At 38.3% G+C, this 24,627-nt stretch carries 13 protein-coding genes and 2 pseudogenes; 13 read left to right on the forward strand and 2 right to left on the reverse strand.

Annotated elements, in window-relative coordinates:
* Nucleotides 1-416: 416 nt before the first annotated feature.
* From BM213_RS08130 to pglZ, 8 genes are all read left to right on the forward strand, one after another.
* Nucleotides 417-743 carry a nucleoside triphosphate pyrophosphohydrolase gene (locus BM213_RS08130; protein WP_064220559.1) on the forward strand — a complete coding sequence of 109 codons (327 nt, stop codon included), beginning with the start codon at nt 417-419 and terminating at the stop codon, nt 741-743.
* A complete protein-coding gene (locus BM213_RS08135; RefSeq protein ID WP_091702835.1) occupies nt 736-3,159 on the forward strand; it encodes a DEAD/DEAH box helicase family protein in 2,424 nt (807 codons plus the stop codon). Before BM213_RS08130 ends, BM213_RS08135 begins: the two co-directional genes overlap by 8 nt.
* A gap of 86 nt (nt 3,160-3,245) precedes the next feature.
* Nucleotides 3,246-5,705: a HelD family protein gene (locus BM213_RS08140; RefSeq protein ID WP_167357389.1), complete on the forward strand. Its 2,460-nt coding sequence runs from the start codon at nt 3,246-3,248 to the stop codon at nt 5,703-5,705.
* A gap of 14 nt (nt 5,706-5,719) precedes the next feature.
* Nucleotides 5,720-6,319, forward strand: coding sequence for a DUF1819 family protein (locus BM213_RS08145; protein WP_091702840.1), 600 nt, complete (start codon nt 5,720-5,722; stop codon nt 6,317-6,319).
* Between the two features lie 12 nt (nt 6,320-6,331).
* A complete protein-coding gene (locus BM213_RS08150) occupies nt 6,332-6,871 on the forward strand; it encodes a DUF1788 domain-containing protein (protein WP_091702843.1) in 540 nt (179 codons plus the stop codon).
* Entirely contained in the window at nt 6,843-10,418 is a 3,576-nt protein-coding gene (gene brxC, locus BM213_RS08155; RefSeq protein WP_244149217.1) for a BREX system P-loop protein BrxC, read from the forward strand. Before BM213_RS08150 ends, brxC begins: the two co-directional genes overlap by 29 nt.
* A gap of 15 nt (nt 10,419-10,433) precedes the next feature.
* On the forward strand, nt 10,434-13,898 hold the full coding sequence (pglX, locus tag BM213_RS08160) for a BREX-1 system adenine-specific DNA-methyltransferase PglX (protein ID WP_091702854.1): 3,465 nt from the start codon (nt 10,434-10,436) through the stop codon (nt 13,896-13,898).
* A 121-nt stretch (nt 13,899-14,019) separates the two neighbouring features.
* The gene (gene pglZ / locus BM213_RS08165) at nt 14,020-16,569 is read left to right on the forward strand and encodes a BREX-1 system phosphatase PglZ type A (RefSeq protein ID WP_091702857.1); all 2,550 of its coding nucleotides are present in this window, start codon (nt 14,020-14,022) and stop codon (nt 16,567-16,569) included.
* A 74-nt stretch (nt 16,570-16,643) separates the two neighbouring features.
* Here the strand turns inward: pglZ and BM213_RS08170 are convergent, their stop codons facing one another.
* On the reverse strand, nt 16,644-17,897 hold the full coding sequence (locus BM213_RS08170) for a deoxyguanosinetriphosphate triphosphohydrolase family protein (protein WP_091702865.1): 1,254 nt from the start codon (nt 17,895-17,897) through the stop codon (nt 16,644-16,646).
* 133 nt (nt 17,898-18,030) lie between these two features.
* Nucleotides 18,031-18,817: pseudogene (locus BM213_RS08175) on the reverse strand (IS982 family transposase).
* Between the two features lie 59 nt (nt 18,818-18,876).
* On the opposite strand from BM213_RS08175, the gene BM213_RS14950 reads away from it, so the two are divergent.
* From BM213_RS14950 to BM213_RS08195, 5 genes and pseudogenes are all read left to right on the forward strand, one after another.
* Nucleotides 18,877-19,368 (forward strand): hypothetical protein, encoded by a 492-nt coding sequence (locus BM213_RS14950; RefSeq protein ID WP_244149218.1) that lies wholly within the window; start codon nt 18,877-18,879, stop codon nt 19,366-19,368.
* Complete coding sequence (locus BM213_RS14955) at nt 19,304-20,035, forward strand: ImmA/IrrE family metallo-endopeptidase (protein ID WP_244149219.1); 732 nt, start codon at nt 19,304-19,306, stop codon at nt 20,033-20,035. Before BM213_RS14950 ends, BM213_RS14955 begins: the two co-directional genes overlap by 65 nt.
* A 91-nt stretch (nt 20,036-20,126) precedes the next feature.
* Nucleotides 20,127-20,981, forward strand: a pseudogene (locus tag BM213_RS08185) (DUF3387 domain-containing protein); the annotation flags it as partial.
* Nucleotides 20,982-21,101: 120 nt separating this feature from the next.
* Nucleotides 21,102-22,619: a competence protein CoiA family protein gene (locus BM213_RS08190; protein WP_208601890.1), complete on the forward strand. Its 1,518-nt coding sequence runs from the start codon at nt 21,102-21,104 to the stop codon at nt 22,617-22,619.
* A 13-nt stretch (nt 22,620-22,632) separates the two neighbouring features.
* Entirely contained in the window at nt 22,633-24,612 is a 1,980-nt protein-coding gene (locus BM213_RS08195) for a hypothetical protein (protein ID WP_091702872.1), read from the forward strand.
* Nucleotides 24,613-24,627: the final 15 nt, after the last annotated feature.

The raw sequence follows: 24,627 nt of genomic DNA on the forward strand, positions 1-24,627 counted from the left end.
AAGCGGTAATGGATTTTTTATGCACGTCTACTCCACAACAACGTTCATATAATACCTTCATCGCTTTCCCTCCCTGCTTCATTTCATCTTCAGCTGGTGCAGTAGCCTATGACGAAGCATTCTATCCTGCGTGCTTCCCAACTCGGGAGCGACATTCCGTGGTGCACCAGGCTACTGGGGTCCGTCTATCCTTCGGACTCTTGCGTACCATAGATACATCGACCTCATGACCCCAGCTGCAAGGAGATATTTCGACAATATTCGTTTTCATCCTTCCGATGGTGCCGAATTTTTTTCGGCATGGGGGTCTATTTCCTTTTATCTCTACAATAATGCCCTTGAGACAGTTTTTTATTTCAAAGGAGTGGGTAATATTGTAAAATAGAAAGAGATGAACAAGAAAAGGAGGGAATACGATGCCTGTTTATAATAAATTGGTTCGGGATTTGATTCCAAAAATTATTGAGGAAGCAGGGAAGTCGTTTACAACGCGAACATTAAGTGATGAGGAATATCGCCAAGAACTGCGAAAAAAAGCGTTTGAGGAACTAGAAGAATATATGAATGCCTCAGATGATGTTACAGCGGTGGAAGAGCTAGCCGATTTATTGGAAATTATTCATGCGCTTGCTGAATGTCACGGGGCAACGATCGAACAAGTCGAAGCGGTTCGTGCATCGAAAGCGGAAAAGCGAGGAGGTTTTAAAGAGAAAATTTTCTTAATTGAGGTACACGATGAGTAAAATCGAGTTTGTCAAAAGTCATCTAATTGAAAAACTAAATAAACATATTGAGACAGCCTCGACGATTTATATGTTGACGTCGTTTGTGATGAAGTCGGGCGTGGAGGTCATAAAAGAACCGCTCCAACGTGCAGCGGAGCGGGGAGCAGATATTAAAATTTGCGCTGGTGATTATTTATATGTCACACAACCAGAAGCTTTGTGTCAGCTCTCAACGATCCATCCGAACATTGAAGTTCGGTTATGGAAAAGTGACGGCGTTTCTTTCCATCCGAAAGCGTATTTATTTGAGAATGAAGATGATGGATATTTTATTATCGGTTCATCGAATTTATCCCGTTCAGCGTTAACGAGCGGTGTAGAATGGAATATTGGCGTGCCTAAATGCGTGGAAGAAAACGTCTTTGCCGAAGTAATGAATGAATTTTTAACGCTTTTTTACGCCGAACAAACGGTACAAGTAAACGCCGAAACGTTAAAGCAATATGAACAACAATATGACGATTATCATCAACGTCATACAAATCTCGTACGACAATGGACGAAGCTAGAGGAAGTAGAGTTGATGCTTCCAACGACAAAGAAAGAAGAAACGGAAATGATTTATGATGAAAGGGCTTCATATGGGACCATTCAGCCACGTTTTGCGCAAGTAGAAGCGCTTGCTCAGCTAGAGGCTACATACGAAGAAGGTTATGATCGCGCGATGGTCGTTATGGCAACAGGGCTAGGTAAAACGTACTTGGCTGCTTTTTTTGCCCGAAAGTTTCAAAGAGTGCTATTTGTAGCGCACCGCGAAGAAATTTTACATCAAGCGAAGCGTTCGTTTGCGCAAGTGCTTTCGGATAAGACGTTCGGTATTTATGACGGCAAAGTGAAAGAAGGACAAGCCGACGTCGTGTTTGCGTCTATTTTTACGCTAAGCATGAAAAAACATTTAACTACGTTTGCAAAAGACGCATTTGACCTTATTGTGATTGACGAATTTCACCATGCCGCCGCGAAGTCATACGAGCGTGTGCTTTCTTATTTCCAACCGAAATTTTTACTTGGCATTACCGCGACGCCTGATCGCAACGACTATAAAGACGTATACGCGCTTTGCGACGGAAATGTGGCGTACCGCATTGATTTTATCGAAGCGGTACAGCGCGGGTGGCTTGCGCCATTTCACTATTATGGCGTATATGACGATACAGATTATACGAAAATCGCTTGGCGCGGCAACCGCTACGATGAAGAACAACTGTTACAGGCGCAGTTGCGCACAGAAATGACAGAAAATATTTTGCGAGCTTGGGAGAAATACAAGCAAACGAAAACGCTCGTGTTTTGTTCTTCCATTCGCCAAGCGGATTTTTTGGCCAATTATTTTAACGAACACGGCTACCGCACGGTGAGTTTGCATTCGAAACAAGTACATATTACACGCACGGAAGCGATTGAATTACTTGAAAAAGGCGAATTAGACGCCATTTTCACCGTCGATTTATTTAACGAAGGCGTTGATATTCCCGCGGTTGATACGCTATTATTCGTCCGTCCGACAGAGTCATTAACGATTTTCACCCAACAAGTCGGGCGCGGCTTGCGTCTCCATCCAGAAAAACAATATTGCGTCATTATCGACTTAATCGGAAACTATCGCAACGCCGATGTGAAGCTCGCCTTATTTGATACGCAAAAAGAAGAGAGAAAAAAACAAAAGTCTGTGATTCCTGTTACCCCTGACGGATGTGTTGTCGATTTTGATGTTCGCGTCGTTCATTTATTAGAAGAAATGCGCAGAAAACGCCAACCACGCAAAGAAAAGTTATTAGTAGACTACTACGACGTAAAACAACAGCTCGGCCGCCGTCCGACGTACTTGGAACTTCATTTGCATGGACGAAGTGAAGCAAAAGAATACAGGGACGAATTCAAATCGTACGTCGGCTTTCTTTACTGGGCGGACGAATTGTCCGAGCGGGAAAAAGAAGTGTTTTTAAAGTACGAGTCATGGCTTATCGAAGTCGAGCGAACAGTGATGACAAAAAGCTACAAAATGGTCGTCTTGCAGGCGATGCTAAACCGCGGACCATCACGCTGGCATTCACCGATCACGCCAGCCGAAGCCGCACCGTTTTTCCATCAATACTTGACGGAAAAAGAATACCGAAAGCGCATCGATTTCTCTGACGGAGAAACAAAGCGCTTATGGCAATACGATGAGCAAAAAGTCGCCAAACTCATCGCCAAAATGCCGATGACGAAATGGAGCGGCAGTTCCAACGGACTTCTTTCGTTTGAAAATAACGTCTTCTCGCTCACCTTCTCCATCGCACCAGAAGACGAACATATGCTATACGAATGGACGCAACAGATTTGCGAATATCGGTTGCATGTGTATTTTGAGAGGAGGGGTGGGGGGAAGTAGGGGGACGGTGCTTTTGGCACTGTTCCTCCATATCAAGGCGGTGTTCAAACTGTACTTCCATTAGATAAAAAAACGGTGGGATGCATATGCAGGATATAGTAAAAAAAGAACAAAAACGTCTAGATTGGACTATTTCGGTTATTGAAGAGCTAATTGTGGATAAAAAACAGAAAGCTAAATCAATAGCTAATGATGTTGTTGAGGCGCAACTTATAGAGTATGCCAAAAAGGAAGTAAAAAAGCTTCAGGATATACAACAAAATCCTTATTTTGGTCGTTTAGATTTTGAGGACGAATTTGGTGCAGAGACGATTTATATTGGGAAAAAGGGAGTCGAAAGGGACGGGGAACTTGTTGTCGTGGACTGGCGTACCGATTTAGGAAGGCTTTACAACGCCTATCAAGGAGTTCAGAAGACATTTCGTATAGGTAAAGACAACCGCCCAGTTACTATCAACGGAAAACGAGGAATCATAATCGAAGATGGTAAAGTGATGAAAGTCACGGAAATTGGCCAAACAGTCATTGTTGAAAATGAACAGGGTGAAAAAGTAAAATACATGGATGATTATTTAAAAGAGATCCTAACAAATACTGAAGAAGCCCATAGATTGCGTGATATTATTGCTAGTATTCAAGCGGAACAGGACGAGATTATCCGTTTGCCGCTTAAGGATACGGTTATTGTTCAAGGATCGGCAGGAAGTGGAAAATCGACGATCGCTCTACACCGCATTTCATATTTGTTGTATCAATATCATGAGCAAGTAAAGCCAAGGGATATCTTGATTTTAGCACCGAACGAAATTTTCTTATCATATATCAAAGATATTGTTCCAGAAATTGAAATAGAAGGGATTGAGCAACGTACATTCTATGAATGGGCTTCTACTTATTTCACAGATGTCAACAGTATCCCTGACTTACATGAACAATATATACAAGTGTATAGCTCAACTGAAAAAGATAACTTAATAAAAATTGCAAAATACAAAGGTTCTCTTCGATTTAAAAAATTGTTGGACGATTTTGTTGAATATATTGGAAATACGATGATCCCACATGGAGATCTCACTATTGAAAGCGGGGTCATACTTGCGAAAGAAGAGATTCACCGGTTCTATAAATCAAAAGAGCATTTGCCTTTGAATGCTCGGATGAAAGAAGTAAAAGATTTTATTATGAGCTGGAGTAATGGGCAAATTAAGAAATGGAAGGCACAAATTGAGGAAGAGTTTGAAGAGGCGTACCGAAAATGGGTGGTTACTTTGCCTGAAGGTGAAGAGCGGAAAACCATATATAAAGCGTTAGAAAACGCTAAAGAATTAAGAATGAAAATATTCATCGAAAAAATGCAGCATGAAATTTCTCTCGTTGTTAAAAAGATGGAGAATATTCCTGCCTTGTTAATGTATAAGTCTGTCTTTCAGAAAAAAGTGTTTGATAAGTTTCAACCGGATATTGATGAGGAGTTACTGAGTCTTTTATTGAAAAACGGCAGAGACATTAAGCAAGAAAAATTCATGTACGAAGACATTGCACCGCTCATTTATTTAGATGCTAAAATTAACGGGAAAAAACTACAATATGAGCACATTTTTATTGACGAAGCACAAGATTATAGCCCGTTCCAGCTTGCAATTATGAAAGATTATGCAAAATCGATGACGATTTTGGGGGATATCGGTCAAGGGATTTTCTCCTTTTACGGGATTGACCGTTGGGAAGAAATCGAATCCTATGTGTTTAAGGAAAAGGAATATAAAAGGCTTCATTTGCAAACAAGCTATCGTTCAACAAAGCAAATTATGGATATGGCAAACAGAGTGTTGTTAAACAGCAATTATGATTTTCCACTTGTTATCCCAGTGAACCGACCTGGGGATATACCTTTTATAAAAAAGGTGGGAAGTATCGGTGAACTTTATGACGAGATAGTAAACTCGATTCGACTATTTGAAGAAAAAGGATACAAAAAAATCGCCATTTTAACGATGACGAAACAAGGGACTGTCGATACGTTCGATCAGTTGAAACGTCGAAACGTTACACAAATAGAGGCGATTACAGAAGGTCATCAAGAGTTGAAAGAAAAAATTGTAATCATCCCTTTCTATTTAGTAAAGGGGCTTGAATTTGATGCGGTTATCATTGAAGATGTTAGCGAAGAAACGTTCAAAGATGATACACAACACGCGAAAATTCTTTATATGTCTATTACGCGTGCCCACCACGATTTGCATATGTTTTATCGTGGAGATCTGTCGCCATTGTTGGAGGATCGAGATCCAAATGAGCCACCGAAACCGCGAAAATCGTTCGCTGATTGGTTAATTACAGATATTACCGATCCTTATACAGAGCCGAGAGTAGAAGCGATGAAAATGGTTAAAAATGAGGATACACTTCGCTTGTTTGATGATGAGGAAGAAGAATTTGTTAAGGAATCATTTGAAGATAATCGTGAACGGTATTATGATTTTCATGCGTGGTTGAAAGTATGGCGCCGGTGGGCAGAACTGAGAAAACAATTAGAACATAAATAAAAGGCTGGGATAGAATGTTAAAAATATATTCTGGAGGTTTTACAGCAGAACACTTATATCGTAATGAAATGAAAATCGTGGTGGACTTGCAATTGCAAGGTCTGTCTCGCGAAGAAATTAAAGCAAAAATTTTTGAGGAAAACTTATTTCATTGCCGCAGTGAAGCTGCAATGAAAGACCTTTTTCCTCGTGTATACCGAAGGACGGAATTCCTTGATCGGCAGTTAAAATTTTTTTTGCTGAACGGCTCGCGTTCAGATCAAAATGCTCTTTTATTGTACGGATTTTTAAAGTATTTTAAGTTCCCGCGCGATTTTGTTCTTGAAGTAGTTCATTATAATATGAAAAAATTTAAAACGACGGTGACAGAAGGAAATATTCGTACATTTTTTGAAGAAAAAGAACAGCAATACGAACAAGTTCGAAATTGGACGGATAAAACAAAATATAAACTTAAGCAAGTAATGTTAAAAATACTTGTCGATGCTGAGCTTTTAGCTAAAAACGGGGACGAATATGAAATCAAACCTATTCCTTTGAGTAAAGAATTACGCGAGTATGTGGAACGAAACGAAACATATCGAGATTTATTGCTGCTGACATTAAATGAGTAACGGAGGTTTGAAGTGGAAATTCAAAAAAAGTTAGATCGGTTTTTTGAGGAAATTCAAAAGGAAGATTTCTTGCAAATGCGAGGACTTGGAAATGAAGTACCTTACTTCATTTTTGATTACGAACCTGAACATGAGTTAATCGTTCGTAAATCGGTTCGTTACTTTGCGGAGCGGATTCATTTGAATATCAAGGTATTGAACTTGTTTGAAATGGTGATTGGTTTATTTGAAGACATCGGTTTAGATGGGTTGAAACAGTTTGAGGAAGAGCAAGGCACAGAAGAGCTGTTCGATGCTTTACGTCCGACTTTAGAAGAAGAACAGTTAGTTGATAAAATTGCCGAAGAAGCAGAAGACGCACAAATTATCTTCATTACAGGAATCGGCAGTGTGTTTAAGTTGATACGCGCTCATGAGCTATTAAATCAATTACATGCAAAAGTGACAAACATACCTATTGTCATCTTTTATCCAGGGAAGTATACAGGGCAAGGACTAAGCCTATTTAACCGATTTGAGTCAAATGGATATTATCGAGCATTTTCAATCTAAAGGAAGAAGGAGAGGCTCAACTGTGTTACAAGACACATATACGATTCAAGAACTTTTTAAAAAGCCAATTGATCGTGAAATCAATGGTGTTGTTCAAGCTGGACAATACGATGAAAAAATTGTTCATGACGAGCTTGAAGAGTACGTTATGACAAAAGAAATAAGTGAAAATATGAAGTATTTCTTCAAAAACTACTCATACAGTTTTGATCACCCTACCACGAAAATGGGTGTATGGATTTCTGGTTTCTTTGGCTCTGGTAAATCACACTTTCTAAAAATCTTATCCTATTTACTAAACAATGAAACAGTATATGGAAAAAGAGCAGTAGACTTCTTTAAAGATAAGACAGATGACCAGGAACTATTGGAAATGATGCAGCGTTCCGCTACTTTTGATAGCCATGCGATTTTATTTAATGTGGATTCAAAATCTGCAGGCGGTAAAAAAGAAAAAGCAACGATTGTGGAAGTATTTTTAAAAGTATTTAATCAATACCTTGGTTATTCACCCACTCTTTGGATCGCGAATATAGAGCGTCAGTTAGCGGATGAAGGAATTTATGATGAATTTGTGAAACACTTTGAAGAAATTGAAGGAAAACCTTGGGCGGAAGAACGTGCTAGAATTCTACTTAAACGTAAGTCTTTTATTGAAGCATTAGCAAGATTAGGGTATGACGAAGAAACATCAGCTGGATTTTTAGCGGCAGCTAATAAAAATTTCGAAATCAGCTCAGAAGAATTTGCAAAAATCGTTGCAAAGCATGTCAAAGATAAAGGGGACAATTACCGCCTCACTTTCCTTGTCGATGAAATTGGACAGTACATCGGAGACGATATTAATCTCATGTTGAATTTGCAAACGGTTGTCGAAGACTTAGGAAACTATTGCCAGGGGAAAGTATGGGTGATTGTCACTTCACAAGAGCAAATCGATGCGGTTACAAAAGTAAAAGGCTCTGACAACTTTTCAAAAATTCAAGGACGCTTTGCGACGAGAATTCATTTAACAAGTTCCAATACAGATGAAGTTATTAAGCGTCGTCTTCTCGAAAAAAGACCAGCAGCAGCTGACCATTTGAAAAGTGAATTCGAACAAATCGGACAAAGTTTAAATAATACGTTAACATTTGAAAAAGATAAATGTGTGTTTCAAAGCGGTTTCAAAAACGAAGATGAATATGCAGCGATTTATCCGTTCGTTCCATATCAAGTAGAACTCTTGCAACGCGTCTTTAACAAAGTGCGCCGTCAAGGGGAAGCAGGAGCTCATTTAGCACATGGGGAACGCTCTTTATTAAATGCTTTCCAAGAAGTCGCCTTGCAATTAAAAGATGAAGATACGAACCAATTAGCTCGTTTTTCACAATTCTACGAAACGGTAAAACGATTTTTAAGTACGTCTGTTTCAGCAACCATTACAGCAGCGGCGAAACGTGAAGGCATTACAGAGTTTGACGTCGAAGTGTTAAAAGTCTTGTTTATGATCAAAGGAATTGATGAAATCAAGGCTACTGTTGAGAATATTACAACCCTTCTTGTAGACAGTGTAGATTGTATTAAAAACCAACTAGAAAAAGAGGTTCGTCATTCGTTAAATCGTCTTCGCCAAAATATGTTAATTGCCGAAAATGCCGATAAAACGTTCGTTTTCTTAAGCGATGATGAGCAGGAGATGAACCGCGAAATTCAAAATGAATATGTCAACGAAGCGAACGTAATCGATGCGTTAGGAAAAATGTTTTTTGAAGATATTGTTCAAATGAAATCATATCGTTATCAAAAAACACATGATTTTGAATTTAATAAAATCTTCGATACGTATACTCGCGGTGGGCGGACAAACGAGTTAACACTTCAAGTGTATACGGGTGATATTACTGAAGAACAAGCACGGGCAGAGGCTAACTCTGGAACGCTGGTCATGTATATTCCACAAGAATATGCAGAAAAGTTTTTTGAACCGATGGAATATGCCCAAAAAATTCAATCTTATGCAAACAAAAAAATTTCAACAAGTTTGACAGAACAACAACGAAAAATATTGGACGAAAAACGGCAACAAATTAGTGAGTTTGAAAAAAAAGCGCAAGAGGCATTGGCGGAAGCGGCTTTACATGCGACTTACTTTGTACAAGGACAAGAATATCGATTTAACGGTAGCTTAGAAAATCAACTTCAAAGTGCTTTTGAAATTCTTGTTCGTAATACGTACAGCTACCTTAGTTACATCGAAGAACCGGTGCCTGTGAAAAACGCTAATGATACTATTTATAAATGGGCAACAGAAGGTCTCCCAGCAACAATAGAAGGAACTTTTGTAAACCATCTCGCTTATGATGCTGTTTTCCGTTATCTTGAAGAAAGTCGTAATCGTCAAATGGTGACGATGAAAGTGCTTGTTGATAAGTTTAAAAGCGCTCCATATGGTTGGAGTGAAAACGATATTGCTGGATTGGTAGCTGCTTTAGTTCATGATGGAAAAATTAAGCTCTCTTATTTGAATGAAACTTTCGATGCCACTCATTCACAATTTATTGCTCGCATCACAAAAGCGTCTGAGCGAGAAAAAGTAATTGTGGAAGCTCAACTGGCTATTCCAAGCCATAAGCGCAAAATAGTAGTGGAAATCATGCGCGAGTTGTTTAACTTCTATGATGTGGGTGAAACGTATGATGATATTGCGAAAAACATACGCACACAGCTTCATAAACATTTCATTGAACCAATTACGGAAATGTTAAAGACAAAAGAATATGAAGATAAACAATATCCATATCCAGGTGGTATTCAACTTGCGAAATTAAAAAATAGTATTGAAGAATTATTGTCCCATTCAAAGAGCGAGAATTTTGTTGATGAGTTTATTGAGTTAGATGAAGACTTAGAGGAATGGCTTGAGGACGTTCAAACTTTATCTTCTTTTTATAAAGGACATGCGATTCGCCATTTTGATGAAAGTGTCCGTTTATTGAAAGAACGTGCCGATGATTTGGATATCGCTCAGCATGATGCGGAAGTACAAAGGATTAAGAATAGTATTGTTTCTATTTTAACGAATGATAATCCATATAAACAAATTCCGAATCTGCCAATTTTAAATGAGAAGTTGAGAGATGCATTAGGAAATTTTGTGAAAAATGAGTTACAAAGCCATCTAAAAGACATGGAACGAATTGAACAAGAACTTCTATCTCTATTGGAGCAATATGACATTGAAAAAGTAAAGGAACTTGTTCAAGTAGAGTTGGAAAAACTTCGAGAGCGGATTGAACAACTAAAAGAGATGCAAAGTATCTCCAAAGTGTATTTGCATAAGCAAGTTGCCGCTAATGACTTGAATCGTGTTAAGGAAGAAATTAAGAAATATATTATTATTGGTCCAACAGTAGAAATTGGGGCATCAGAGTTAATCAATAATGTAATAACTGGCAATCAAATTGAGATTACCAATGAGATAGAATTAGATAAATTTATTGAACAGATGAAGAATGTTCTAAAAATGAAATTACAGCAAGGAAAAACAGTCATTATCAAGAAATAAAGGAGACGGAATGCGATGAACAAACGAGCATTAAAAGAGTTTGCGGTTTATGCCCGCAATGAGCTTCGCAGTCAAATCGCATTACGAGCACAAGCCTTTGGGATTACTCCTGAAGGCTCTCCTGTGCTTGTAACAGGTGCTGATTATGTCGAAATTAACGGCAAAAAACTGCCGCTATCCTATAAAAACGGTTTGCAAAAACTGTTAAAAGAAATTGAAATAAAAGGCTATGACCAAGTGATTGAAGAAGTCGCGTATACTTGGTTTAACCGCTTAATTGCAATTCGCTTCATGGAAGTGCATAACTATTTGCCATCGAAAATTCGTGTTTTATCCAGCGAAACGAAAGGAAAAGTGGATCCGGATATTTTAACCGATTACCAATATACGGACTTGCCAGTCGATAAAGAGGAGATTGCATCTCTTTTACAACAAGGAAAGCGTGAAGAAGCGTATCGGAAGTTATTAATTGCCCAATGTAATGAATTGCATCAAATTATGGACTTTCTTTTTGAAAAGATAGCAGACTATACAGAACTACTATTGCCGGAGTCGTTGCTTCATGCGGATTCGTTGATTAACAAACTAGGAAAAGAATTAGGAGACGAAAACTTCGAACATGTAGAAGTCATTGGCTGGTTGTATCAATACTATATTTCTGAGAAAAAAGATGAAGTATTTGCTGGATTAAAGAAAAACAAGAAAATTACAAAAGAAAACATCCCAGCTGCAACACAGTTATTTACACCGCATTGGATTGTCCGTTATATGGTAGAAAACTCGCTTGGTCATATGTGGCTCGAGTCTCATCCTGAGTCCAACTTAAAAGTGGAAATGAAATATTATGTAGAGCCAGCGGAACAAGAGCCAGAGGTGCAAGCAAAATTAGAAGAACTACGTAACCCGAATCTTTCACCGGAAGACATCACCATCTTAGACCCTGCGTGTGGATCTGGACATATTCTTGTGTATGCGTTCGACTTGCTTTATAAAATATACGAAGAACGAGGCTATCCAGCACGTGAAATTCCATTTCTCATTTTAGAGAAAAACTTATACGGAATCGACATTGATGACCGTGCGGCACAGTTGGCGGCGTTCGCGTTAATGATGAAAGCGCGTGAGAAGACGAAAAAGATTTTCCGAAATCCGCCTAAGTTGAATGTGATTTCTATTCAAGAGTCAAATGAAATCCTAATTGATCAAGCAGCGGAGTTAATTGGAGAAAATGAAACGGAAGTAGAAGAGCTCAAAACATTATTGCACACATTTATCGATGCGAAAAACTATGGTTCTATCTTGCAACCGGAAAAAGTCGATTTTGATAAATACTTACGGAAAATTGAACAGCTAAAGCAAGCAGGCGAGCATACACTTGAAACATTTGAAGTGTATGAGCAATTAGACAAAATTGAGAAAATAATTAAACAAGCAAAAATGTTAGCTTCCCAGTACGATGTGGTAGTGACAAACCCTCCATATATGGGAGGGAAAGGGATGAATTTACAGCTAAAAAAATATCTAAGTGATTACTATTCAAAAGGGAAAAGTGATTTATTTGCCGCATTTATGATTCGTGCGCAACATTTTACATCCGAAAACGGATTTTCTGCTGTAATAAACCAGCATTCATGGATGTTTTTAAGTAGTTTTGAAGAATTGAGAAATGAATTTTTAAGTCTTACTACTATTTATTCAATGCTTCATTTAGGGACACGTGCTTTTGAAGAAGTTGGAGGAGAAGTTGTTCAAAGCACATGCTTTGTATTAAGGCAGCCGTTCATTGCTAATTACAAAGGAAAATACGTACGATTAGTAGATTATTCATCTTCACAAGAAAAAGAAGAAATGTTTTTATGTAAAAAAGAAAATGATATATTCGTGCGCAATCAAGAAGGTTTCAAGGACATCCCAGGTTCCCCGATTGCGTATTGGCTGAACAAAAAAGCAAGAGATGGGTTCCAATATGTAATTGGTAACAATTATTCAGCGGTAGCTGGTATATCAACAGGAAATAATAATCGATATATATTTGATTGGTATGAAGTAGACTATTCACAAATCTCTTTTTCTAAAAAAGGAATTGATTGTAAAAAATATTATCCGCATGCGAAAGGTGGAGACTATCGTAGGTGGTATGGTAACCGCATAAATGTTATTAAGTATAATGAGCAATCCATTAAGGAAATGAGTAGCTTGCCCGGTTTTCGACATGATGGAAGAATGCATTACTTTAAGCACCTAATATCTTGGAGCAAAATTACTAGCTCTATCTTTAGTGCTAGATATTATGAGCCCGTGTTTGTATTCGATAGTGCTGCGCCTAGTATTTCTATTGATAAAATAGATTATAATTTGCTTGGATATCTTAATTCGAAGGTAGCATATTATTTTATGAAAGTAATAAATCCTACTTTGAATTATCCTCCAGGTTATATGGAGTTATTGCCTTTTAGTCATTCGGAAAATAAGGTAATTAATAGTATAGTATCTGAAAACATTGAAATTTGCATAAATGAATGGAATTCCTTCGAAACCTCATGGGATTTCAAAAAGCATCCATTCCTCACATACCGTGGAAACGCAAAGACGTTAGAGGAGTGCTATGCCAACTGGGAGGAACATGCGGAGAAGCAGTTCCGTCAACTACAACAAAATGAAGAAGAGTTGAACCGTATTTTTATTGAGCTATACGGTTTACAGGACGAATTGACACCTGAGGTACCAGATGAGGAAGTAACTGTCCGCCGAGCGGATCGCATTCGTGAGGCGAAATCGTTCTTGTCTTATTGCATCGGTCTTATGATGGGCAGGTATTCGTTAGATGTCGAAGGCCTTGCGTATGCAGGTGGTGAGTGGGATGCCTCGAAGTATAAAACGTTCCAGCCTGATAAAGATGGCATCATTCCGTTGACAGAAACAGCGTACTTTGAAGACGATGTCATTACTCGCTTGCAAGAGTTACTAATTTTAATGTTTGGCGAAGATACGTTAGCGGAAAATCTTCGTTGGTTAGCGGAGTCATTGACGATGAAAAACAATGAAACACCGACAGAACGTTTGCGTCGTTATTTCTTTGATGAGTTTTATGCGGACCATTGCAAGATTTATCAAAAGCGTCCGATTTATTGGATGGTGGAGTCTGGTTCGAAGAAAGGTTTCCGTGCGTTATTCTACCTACATCGTTATACGCCAGAAACATTAGCGACGATGCGCTTTACGTATGTACAAAACTTACAAGAAAAACTTCGTCAAGAGCAAAAACGTCTCGAGCAAGACCTTATCAATCCCGATTTATCTGCTGCGATGAAGAAGCGTTATGAGAAGCAATTGAACCAAATTAAAGCCCAGCAAGACGAACTCGTTGAATTCGATAAAAAATTAGCGGAGCTTGCCAACCAACGCATTGCCTTAGATTTAGATGATGGTGTTGTGGTAAACTACGAGAAATTAAAAACGATTCTTGCAAAAATCAAATAAGCAAAACAGAATGGATAGGGTCTTTTCCTATCCATTTCTCTTGCTTAGTGAGGTTTACAAATGGTTGAATCTTTTTTATCTTAGATAATATGAGTAAAGATTTACTGAGAGTTGGTGTAAGATGAATATAATAGAAGAGTTATTACGATTGTTCCAAGAACAACTGTCTGAAAATAACGGTGCTGATCGTGCCATTGTGTTTTGGTATGACCCACAAGGTGCTGAGCGTGATTTATCAGAAATTGAACAAGCATTGAATCATGAAGGAATCAAAGTTTGGAGATTAAATAATCATAATGCCTTCCAGACAAAAGTATTGTTGGAGCTTGAAGATACGGAAAGTTCTTATTTAATTTATGCTCCTTTTGCTAAGCCAAAAGATGAAGATAACTTTTTACTAGATATCCTTCTTTACAGCGGCAAACATGGAGAGTTTCAGGCGGATGAAATTGCGATTATGATGAAGGAACTCCGTATCGACCATTTAGCCATCCGGCCGTTTATGGAGAATCATTGGGCATTTTTTAAAAATAAGCAGCGCGTTGCGAAGTTTAAAAAATTGCTTCCAAACAGCCCAAATGTGAATGATGTGAAACAAGCGATGATGGCGGTGTTATGCGATGCGAAAAGCATCCATCCTCAAGAACTATTAAAAAGTGTCATCGCAAACGGTGGGATTAATGATTCAAATGAAGCGTTGCTGAAGATGGAGAAATACTTAGATGTGAATCTTTTTTACGAGTTAACAGAAGATTATTTCGGCGTTTCCAAAAGAGGAGAAAATCGTTTATCTCACATCATGGAGACCATTGTCTTTCAGCACTTTGCCGCGAATGTAGATGAGAATTTGTTGAATGTTCATTATCATTCCAATGTCCCAAACATTTGTAAGGTATTTTTGGATGATTGGTTAAAATCAGATGAACGGGAAGTATTAGAAAACATTTTAGATGAACTTGAACGAAAATGGAACATTGTGCAGCTAATAGATCAACATACGTATCAAGCATTCATTCGTTGCCATACGTTCTCAGTCATTGAACGAAAAGTTTTGGATGCATTGCATGAATTGTTGTTAAGTGAAACGGTTCTTGTAAATGAGTGGAAGAGCATTTTGGCAGAACGAAGAAAAAGTTACTGGTATAAAACGCGTTTCCACCAAGAGTATCAATTATTAGAGAAAGTGCTGCATTTTTATGAGTGGAAAGCGATCTTTGAACGTGATGACGTACCAAAAAATGAACAAGAATGGTTTATGTTTTATACCGAAAAGTATTACAACATTGATCAACTTTATCGTCATATCCGTCTGATTTATATGAGTTGGACAAACTTAGAGCGATATGAAGAGTTGATGGAGAGAGTTACCTTTTGGTATGAAACTAAGTATTTAGCAACGTTAGGAACTTATACGGATGCAATGTTAGAAACAAAACTCCGTGAACATTGGAACATTCAAGGTGTGATGCAACAAAAGAATTTTTATCCACATTTTATACGCCCGTTAATAGAAGCAACGAGAGAGCGCGTCTTTGTCATTATTTCCGATGCACTTCGTTATGAAATAGGAATGGAGTTATTAGAGAGCTTTAAACAGCGTTTAAACACAGAAGTAAAACTTATTCCAATGCAAGCAACGCTTCCAACCTATACGCAACTTGGAATGGCTTCGTTGTTGCCAGGAAAGATTACGGATATGAAAGAGGATGGAACGATATACGTGAATGACATTTCTACAAAAGGATTGCAAAACCGTAATAAAATTTTGCAAATGCACGAGCCTGATTCCATCGCGCTTAAAATGGAAGAGTTTATTCAGTTAAGTAAAGACGAGGGACAGGACTATATCCGTGGGAAACGCGTTGTCTATTTATATCATGACAGTATTGATGCGATTGGCGATTCTAGTAAGACGGAAGGATATACGTACGAAGCAGTGGAAAATGCGATGGAGCGTATAAAAGCGGCTGTTCGAAAACTAACAGGTACGTATGAGGCGGTTCGTATTTATATTACAAGTGATCACGGCTTCTTATATCAAACATCTCAAGTAGAACGATATCAAAAGGCGGAAAGTATTAAAGGTGATATTTATGATGGAAATCGCCGTTTTGCCATTGGTAAAAATTTATCGGTTCCAGATGGAGCCATCAAAGTTTCGCTTGACTATTTAGGATTAGACTGTGAAGCGGTTATTGCAAAAGGGTTAAATCGCTTTACTGCCGGTGGGGGATTGCGATTTGTTCACGGCGGAGCAATGCCACAAGAAAGCATCGTCCCGTTAATTGAATATCGACAAATTAAAGGGAAGGCGCGCAAATCAGAAGCGGAACGAGTGAACGTACGCGTTGCCTCGATTCAGAAAGTCATTACAAGTTATCGATTTGTCGTGCCATTTTTCCAAGAAGAGAAAGTGTCGTCTGAGTTGCAAGCAAGAACATTACGAGCGGCGTTTTACCGAGGCAATGAACGAATTTCCAATGAGGTTACGATTACTTTTGATTCAAGTGGAGATGTGTCTGAGCGGCAAACAGAGGTTGTGTTCCATCTTTTTGAAGATCGTTATCGAACAGGAGAAATATGTATTTTACGTCTAGAGGATGTGTCAGGACGTACAACGGAACTGTATGCAGAAGAAGAATTTGAGTTGAAGTTATATAGTATTGATTAAAAAACAGTGCTTGTTGCTTCATCAAACTCTTAGTGACAGATAAGCTAGCCAGATTGGCTAGCTATCTGTCGTCTTTATACCTTTAGTACATCTGGATTCCCAAAATATTGCTTGTACAGCTGTTCAGCATAGTGGTCAGTCATTCCTGCAATATAATCACATACCACACGTTTTTTCGATTCTCCTTTTTGAATTAGTGTTCGGTATTCAGGTGGAAGTAGTCTTTCGTATTTATCATCATTTAATAGTTCAAATAGGCGATTAACCATTTGAGCACCTCTAATTTCGTATAGTGCAACACTCGTTCTTTCAATAAGGATATGCCTTACAGCTCTTTTTAATCCATCCATTAACTTCTCTTTCGTCTGTAAACCTAATCCATATTTAAAACTTGTTCCTTTCTTTTGTCGCTGTTTTTCAGTTAATTCGACTACCCCGATATCTTTAATGAATGTATCAATTAATGTAGATGTGATCGATTTAAATGCTGCATCACCAAATGAATTGCCACAATTTTTATAGGCCTGCTGTAATAAATCTTGAAATTCTTTTCTTAACTCCTCAGTTTCGAGTTGCCCTAACACAGCATCTATTGATAAAATTCCTGATTTTAATCCATCTTCGAGATCGTGAGTGGAGTAGGCAATATCATCTGCAAGTTCCATGATTTGCGCTTCTATAGTTTGGATTTTCATTTTTCCATTACACTCTAGATTCTGCCTGTCTTCATTATAAAGAAATTTTTGTTGTTCAATTTGCCATGCTGATGTATTATAAACACCGTATTTAACAACAGAATACAAAGCTGCTTTTGTTAAGTTAAGTCCATCATAGTGCGAGCTTTTCTTTTCTAATTTGCAAAGAATGCGTAACGTTTGGGCGTTCCCTTCAAAACCACCATCATTTTCCATTAATTTGTTTAATTCTTTTTCTGCGTAATGACCGAATGGTGGGTTACCTATATCATGAGCTAGGCATGCCATCGCGACTAATGCCGAGTTCACTTTCACACCGTCATGCTCTATTTTTCTAGAAATTGTTGTACCAATTTGGCTAACTTCGAGCGAGTGAGTAAGACGAGTTCGATAGTAATCACTTATTTGAGTTCCAAGTAACTGCATCTTTCCTTGCAATCTTCGGAATGAAGAAGAATGAAGAACGCGAGCATAATCCCTTTGAAACGGATCACGCCAGCCATCTTTTTCATCTTGCTTAGTAGAGATAAATAGATCATCATATTGGCGAAATGTGTGAACTTCATTTTGATTGTTTGCTATTTCTTGTCCTTCCTCGATCATCTTTGAAATGTCGATTTTAGATGAACCCATATGGTTACTTCCTCCAATCTTTTTTATTTACTATTATTTTACAATAAAAATTTTGGTATTGCTAGTTTTATTAAAATTAACCCGTTGTGCTAGTTGATCACTAGCGCTCAACTAGCACAAGTGTTACAAGTGATTACATCACCAAAATGTCATCTAGTGTCACTTCAAACCCTGAAATCGAATGAGCACGAATTTCTGTGATACGATACTGGTCGACGAGGACAGAGAACACCGTTTCAATGACTTTCTGTTTTTGTTTGAGCCATCTCTCCCATGATGTCGATGGGCGATGTTTCTGGTTTTTGCGAGATGGAGTCCAAAAGGCGATTTGGTACGCTTTATACAACTTTTTTTTGCAATTCGCTACTGATAAATCCCTTGTCCCCTAAATTAAAGGGATGAGGAATTTGAGTCATGACGGTTTCCGCTATGGTTCGATCGTGACAGGACGCCTCCGTTACCACGTATCCCATGGGCAGTCCTTGGTCGGTCACTTGAAGATGGAGCTTAAATCCGTAGTACCACTGCTTTTTCGACGCACAAAGTCCGATGTCCGCGATTCCTTGAAATCGTTGGACACGGCGCATTCTTGCGGCATGGCACTACTCGATCGGCATACTGTCTACGACTGCATAGGTATGGTGTTGCCCACGTTTGGCTAGCTCATGGCGAATCCATTAGATCGCAAAGCGCAGCGCTCGACAACCGCGATGATAGCGAGAACGTTCGAGAAAATGTCCATCCGTAAACAAGTTCCCAGTCACAAAGCGATGCCATTCCCGTTCGGAAGAGAAGCCAAGCAACTTTCCTAAAAGATGAATGGCAATAATTACAGTGTCTTCTTGTTTCACCAAATGACGATTGCGACGTTGAAGATACAATGGAATTTGGGATGGTTAGGCAGAAACAAAAAAACACATCCCCCCTCCTACTTTTCCATCATTTGTTGTATACTATATGTAAGAGGAGGGGGCGCGTGATGACGAAGGTTGAGGTAAAACCGAGTGTTTTGCAATGGGCGATGAAACGTGCGGATCGTTTGGATAAGCTGAAAGATCAGTTTCCTCATATCGATAAATGGATTAGCCAGGAGAGCCAACCGACGTTGAAGCAACTCGAAAAGCTTGCGAAAGCGACGTCTATCCCTCTTGGTTATTTCTTTCTTCCGAGTCCACCGGAGGAGAAGTTGAGCATTCCCCATTATCGTACGGTGAAGGATGAAGGAGCCGCGCAGCCGAGTCCAAATCTTTTGGAAACGGTTCAAACGATGGAGAGACGGCAACAATGGATGCGCGATTATTTAGTTCGATTAGGCAACCAACCTTTGGATTATGTAGGCCGTGCGAACTTATCAACGAATCCAAAGCTCGTTGCCCAAAATATGAGAAAAACGTTAGGGTTAGAAAATGATTGGGCATCGAGGCAGCCGAATTGGCAGGAAGCTTTACGAAATCTTATTAAAAAAAATTGAAGATATTGGGATTATCGTGGTCATTAACGGAGTAGTCGGCAATAATACGCATCGGAAATTAGATGTTGCTGAGTTTCGCGGCTTCGTCCTTATTGATGACTATGCTCCCTTAATATTTGTGAACGGGAGAGATGGGAAGGCAGCACAAATGTTTACATTGGCGCACGAACTTGTCCATGTTTGGTATGGGACGAGCGCTGCGTTCGATTTAGCCAATCTTCAACCTGCTGATATTAAAATTGAAAGTATGTGTAACGAAGCTGCAGCGGAGTTTCTTGCCCCTGAAGACGAATTGCTTCGTTTATGGAGGCGTGTCGGCACGTCAGGGGATCGTTTTAAACAAATCGCCCGTCATTTTAAAATCAGTGAAATTGTGGCCGCCCGCAGAGCTCTAGACTTAAAACTGATTACAAAAGAAGAGTTCTTTTTGTTTTATGAAGCGTATATTAAACGGCTCCGACAAGAGGCGGAAGAAACGAAAACGGATGGTGGGGGCAACTTTTATGCTATTCAAAATATGCGCATTGGCCGCCGTTTTGCTGAAGCGGTGATACGAGCTGCAAAGGAAGGAACGATCCTTTACCGAGAAGCCTATCGATTGACGGGGCTATCCGAAACCACTTTCGATAAGTTTGCTAAATATGTCGATGGCGGGAGATTTGTATGAGCTCTAACTATACGTTTTTGATGGATACAAATGGAAAGCGGTCGCATCATCAGCATTAGCAAAAGCAAACAGTGCCCTGTCACTGTTCGCTCAAAAGCGCTATGAAGTCATTCGCGACGGAGCAGAATTTGTTCAGCAAACAGAAAAAAGAAAATCGCTGTTTATGACGGAAACGAAAAAGTTGAAAGATGTTTATAAAATTTGCACCGGTTTGCTGACGAAAGAACAAAAAGAGGAAATTTCTTATTTTGTCGCTGTCCGTTCGTTTATTATGAAATCTTCACGAACAGGTACACCAGATTTAAAAGAAGTGAATGAGAGAATCTCAAAAATGCTGGAAGAAGCAATTTTAGAAGATGAAGTGATGGTGTTGACTCAAGCGGTTTCATCGGAAAGTTTCGATTTGTTGAATGAAGAAAATATCAAAAAACTACGGGCATTGCCGCAAAAAAATATTGCGACAACGATTTTAATGCGCGTATTAAAGCAAAAATTACAAGATGTGAAAAAGACAAACATGACAGTGAGCCAAACATTCTCCAAGCGTTTCGAGAAAATACTTGAAAAATATAATAACCGGAACGACTATACGGACGTGTACGAAGTGTTTGAAGAGCTTATTAAATTTAAAGAAGAGCTAGAAGAAGCGATTCAAGCAGGGAAGCAACTTGGCTTAACCGACGAGGAAAAGGCATTTTTTGATGTGCTAGGCTCTGATCCAGATATTAAAAAGTTAATGGAAGATGCTATTTTAATCAAAATCGCTAAAGAGTTAGCGAAAACGGTAAAAGAAAACCGCACACACGACTGGGATAAAAAAGCCCAAGCGCGCATGCGCCTTGAAATTAAGAAAGTACTACGTAAATACGACTATCCGCCAAATAAACAACCGAAAGCGGTTGAAGATGTACTCGAGCAAGCGAAGTTGCAATGTATGAATATGTGAAGCAGATAGAGAGTCCCTGTGCTGGGAGACAGTAATTATGGAATTGCTGTCTCTCAAGGGAATTTGTTTATTCACTAAATAAGCGTTATTCAATAATTTTGTAAGGGGTTTTTTATTTATATGGAAAGAGCATTTGATCAATTAGGGAAGCTTGTTCATGCAAAAAACGCACATAAGTATGGCATTGTTTATACGTGTCCTTGTTGTGGGGCGAGAGTATTTAAAGCAGAGGGAAGAATACAATCCGCCCATTTTCGCCATGAGCGAGGACAAGGGTCTAAACGATGTGAGCTTTATGTTCAAGGTTTAACGAGTTCGTCTCGTTTGGATGACTATTCAGTGATGGTAAGTCGCCCTTTTATTACGTTCGAATCAGATGGGGACGATTGGAATCTTTTTATTACATTCCCTTACTTAACTCCTTCTCAAGCGAGACAATGCGATTTACAACATTTACACTTTAAAATAAAATGCAATGAAATGAATTCCTTTATTTCATCCGCCCAGCTCTGGCCAAACTCTAATGAAAATAAGCTTCAAATTGTTCCTAAAGAAAGCTATAGTTTCTCTTTCGTGAGAAAAGAAGATGAAAGATGTTATGAAAAGCTTGGCCTTTTTTGGCCTGAATACATGAAAGGGTTTAGAAACAGTGTATATTTGTTTCCATTGATAAACAAAAATTTTTGTATGGTTGAACCTAAGGAATTATCGCTGAATGATACGTTTTATATGATGTCGCGAAAAAAAATAGAATTTCCGAAGGAAATATATGCAAAAGCATTAAACAAAAAATATGGGTGGTTTGCTTACAAAATTCAGCTTCCATATGTGTTAACGGATTCATTAATAAAGTGGTTTCAACGATTTGGATATTTTTTGAAACCGCCGTATTATTACTTAGATATAGTATTTCCTTCAGTTTTCGGGAGAAAAAACGGTGCGTTCTTCATTGAAGAAAAGGAATGTATAATTCAAGTAACGTTTCGAGATTTTAAACCACAAAATTTTCACTTAATCCATATTAAGCCTGACTATACAAGCAAGGAATACCGCTTATCAAATAATTTTTTTAAGAAGGTTATATTAGATAAAAAAGGGTTTCATACTTTTTACATTAAAAATCAAGAAGGAAAAATGTTACATTTATATTATGGTGAAAAGATCGATACCCACTTTCTGGATAAAGTAGATTCCGCAATTACGGTTGACCAACAACAGTTAGAACTATTTGAAAAAAAGAGCGTTTCAAAATATAAGTCGATTTCTGTCATGGAGCCCCTTTCCTTACCTTATTGGATCAAAGAAAAAAATAAGTTTGCAAGGGAGCTCAACCATGGGGGAAACTTTTTTTATCCATCCGTTGAGAAAATTTTCATTCCTGGGATTTGGCTCTTCTCCTTTTCCTTAGAAGAAGATCAACGGCATGATGAGTTTGATTGGCATAAAATTTTGTTGGCATATATGCGGATGGAACAAGAAGCAACTAATTGGATTTCGAACGAACAATACATTTTTTTGAAGAAGTGTTTAGGAAGTATATATGATAAAAACTTGCAATCGAAATTAACGTATTATTTAAAATTGTATCGCAATCAGGTTCCAAAGCTTGTCAAAGAGTCTGTTCAAAGAATGAAATAACGAGGGGATAGCTGTGAAAACGATTTTTGGCATTATTGAGAGAGAAAGACGACCAAATAAAAAATATATGTTTGTTAAGGTTCTAGCGGAATACAAAGATCACCAGTTAATCGAGGTTAAAGATCCTTGTCTCGACTATCCTAGTGAGGGAGAAGTGATATGGTCTCCTGTGCCAGAAGGAATAAATGTGGGAAAATTAGGATTCTATACAATAGAAGAGAGAGAGGAAGAGGATTATATAGGGAAGCCCATATACTCAAAGTACATGGTATACACAGAATTAGAGGACTTAAAATACTACGAGGTTGTTAAAATACCGTTTTCACTTGCCAAAAATACTGAAATCATTTATTTAATCCAAAACGGGATTGATGCCCCGCAGAAGTTTAGTTCAGATATTTTATTGTTGACGAACGATAATTATTTGATCGGACCTTACCGTACTAAACAAACAAAAGATGGGAAATGGGCCATTGATTCGTCCGATGATAAGTGGTTGGAGATTCGAAAAAAGAGTATAAATCTTGTTGAGTATTATGATAAAAACATAGGAGAAACACGTTATTTTACATCAACTATGTTAATGGATCGTGTTGAAGATTATCTTGATTGTGCCACGAATGAGCGGATTATGCGCTATGCATTAAAAACGCTCAAGGAGTACCAACAAGTTCAAGAGATTTCAAGAAAAATTATTAGCCAGCTGTCTGATTTGGTTAGCGAACTTCCTTCTCAAGTTCATTATGAGCGTATTATGACAGCTATTGAGTTATTAACTAAATATGAGGTAACAGAGGAAGACGTTAGCCGATTTGAAGGGGAATTATTGCAATATCCGGCTATTCAAAAGAAGATGCAAGCATTATTGGAAGAGAAGTTTAATGCTGAGAAAAAAAGAATTGAAGAGGAACATCGAAAAACGTTAAACGAAACTGCGCATTTGCGTAAAGAGAAAGAGCATCTATTATTAGAAATGGAAAAGCTAAGTCAACAGATAAAACTATCAGAAGAAAAACTAAAAAAAGCGGATAAAGCATTGAATGATAAAATAAAGGAAATGAAGGAAAATATTTTCTGTACGTTAGCAGACTTAGTCCCGTTAGCGAGTTTAGGGATAACCGTTTCTCAACATCAAGTTACAAACTACCGAGATGAGTCTCTTTGGATGGTAAAAGACAATGAAGAGGCGCTGGTGTATGATAATACTCATGATTTATTGGAGTATGCTGTAAAAAACTTGTCGATGCTTGGTATAGAGGATAATAAAGCGCTGTTAGTAGCTAAGACTGTGGTTGGGGCGATGTTATTTAGAACACCAATCGTGATAAAGGGGGGCACTAGTTTTGAATTAGCGCAAGTGATTGGTTGGACCATTGCAGGAAATGAGCACCTAACGATTTTCCCTGATATGAAAAATTTCAACAACCAAACACTTGTCGAGAGCTTCTCTAATTATGTACGGTCTGATTGTGTAAAATCTGTACATTTATGTCAAATTGAAAATTCACCGGCTGAATTGTATTTGCCATCGTTTTTAGATTATTGGCGAATTTCTATTGAAGAATCGTTGCCAGAATTAGTTCTTATAAGTATTAAAGAAGATAGCGATTTGACTGATTCCTTCATTCAAAAATTGCCGTTTGCGCCGATAATAGATGCAGATGGAATGGTAACAAATGCAAATATTCGATCGCTGAGAAAGGCACGTAGTTTAGTGTTTGGTTCCATCTCGTCGCACTTGCTGATAGAAGATGATATATTAAGAAGAAAGTCGAGTGAATTTAGCAGCTTTTTAGAGATCGTTAAAGAGGTTATACCGTTTACTAAACAAAAAGAATCATTTAACAAATGGTTTCGGTTATTAGAAGACGAACTGTTAGAGGAAGAAGAGGTGTCTGTGTGGATTACTAAAGTATTGTTGCAACCTTATATTGCCAATGAAAAGGCAATGAAAATTTTAGAAGAGTTCGATTACGAAAGTATGATAGTTTAGCAAAGGAATGGGAAA

It is taken from the genome of Anoxybacillus pushchinoensis (assembly GCF_900111795.1).
GTDB lineage: Bacteria > Bacillota > Bacilli > Bacillales > Anoxybacillaceae > Anoxybacillus > Anoxybacillus pushchinoensis.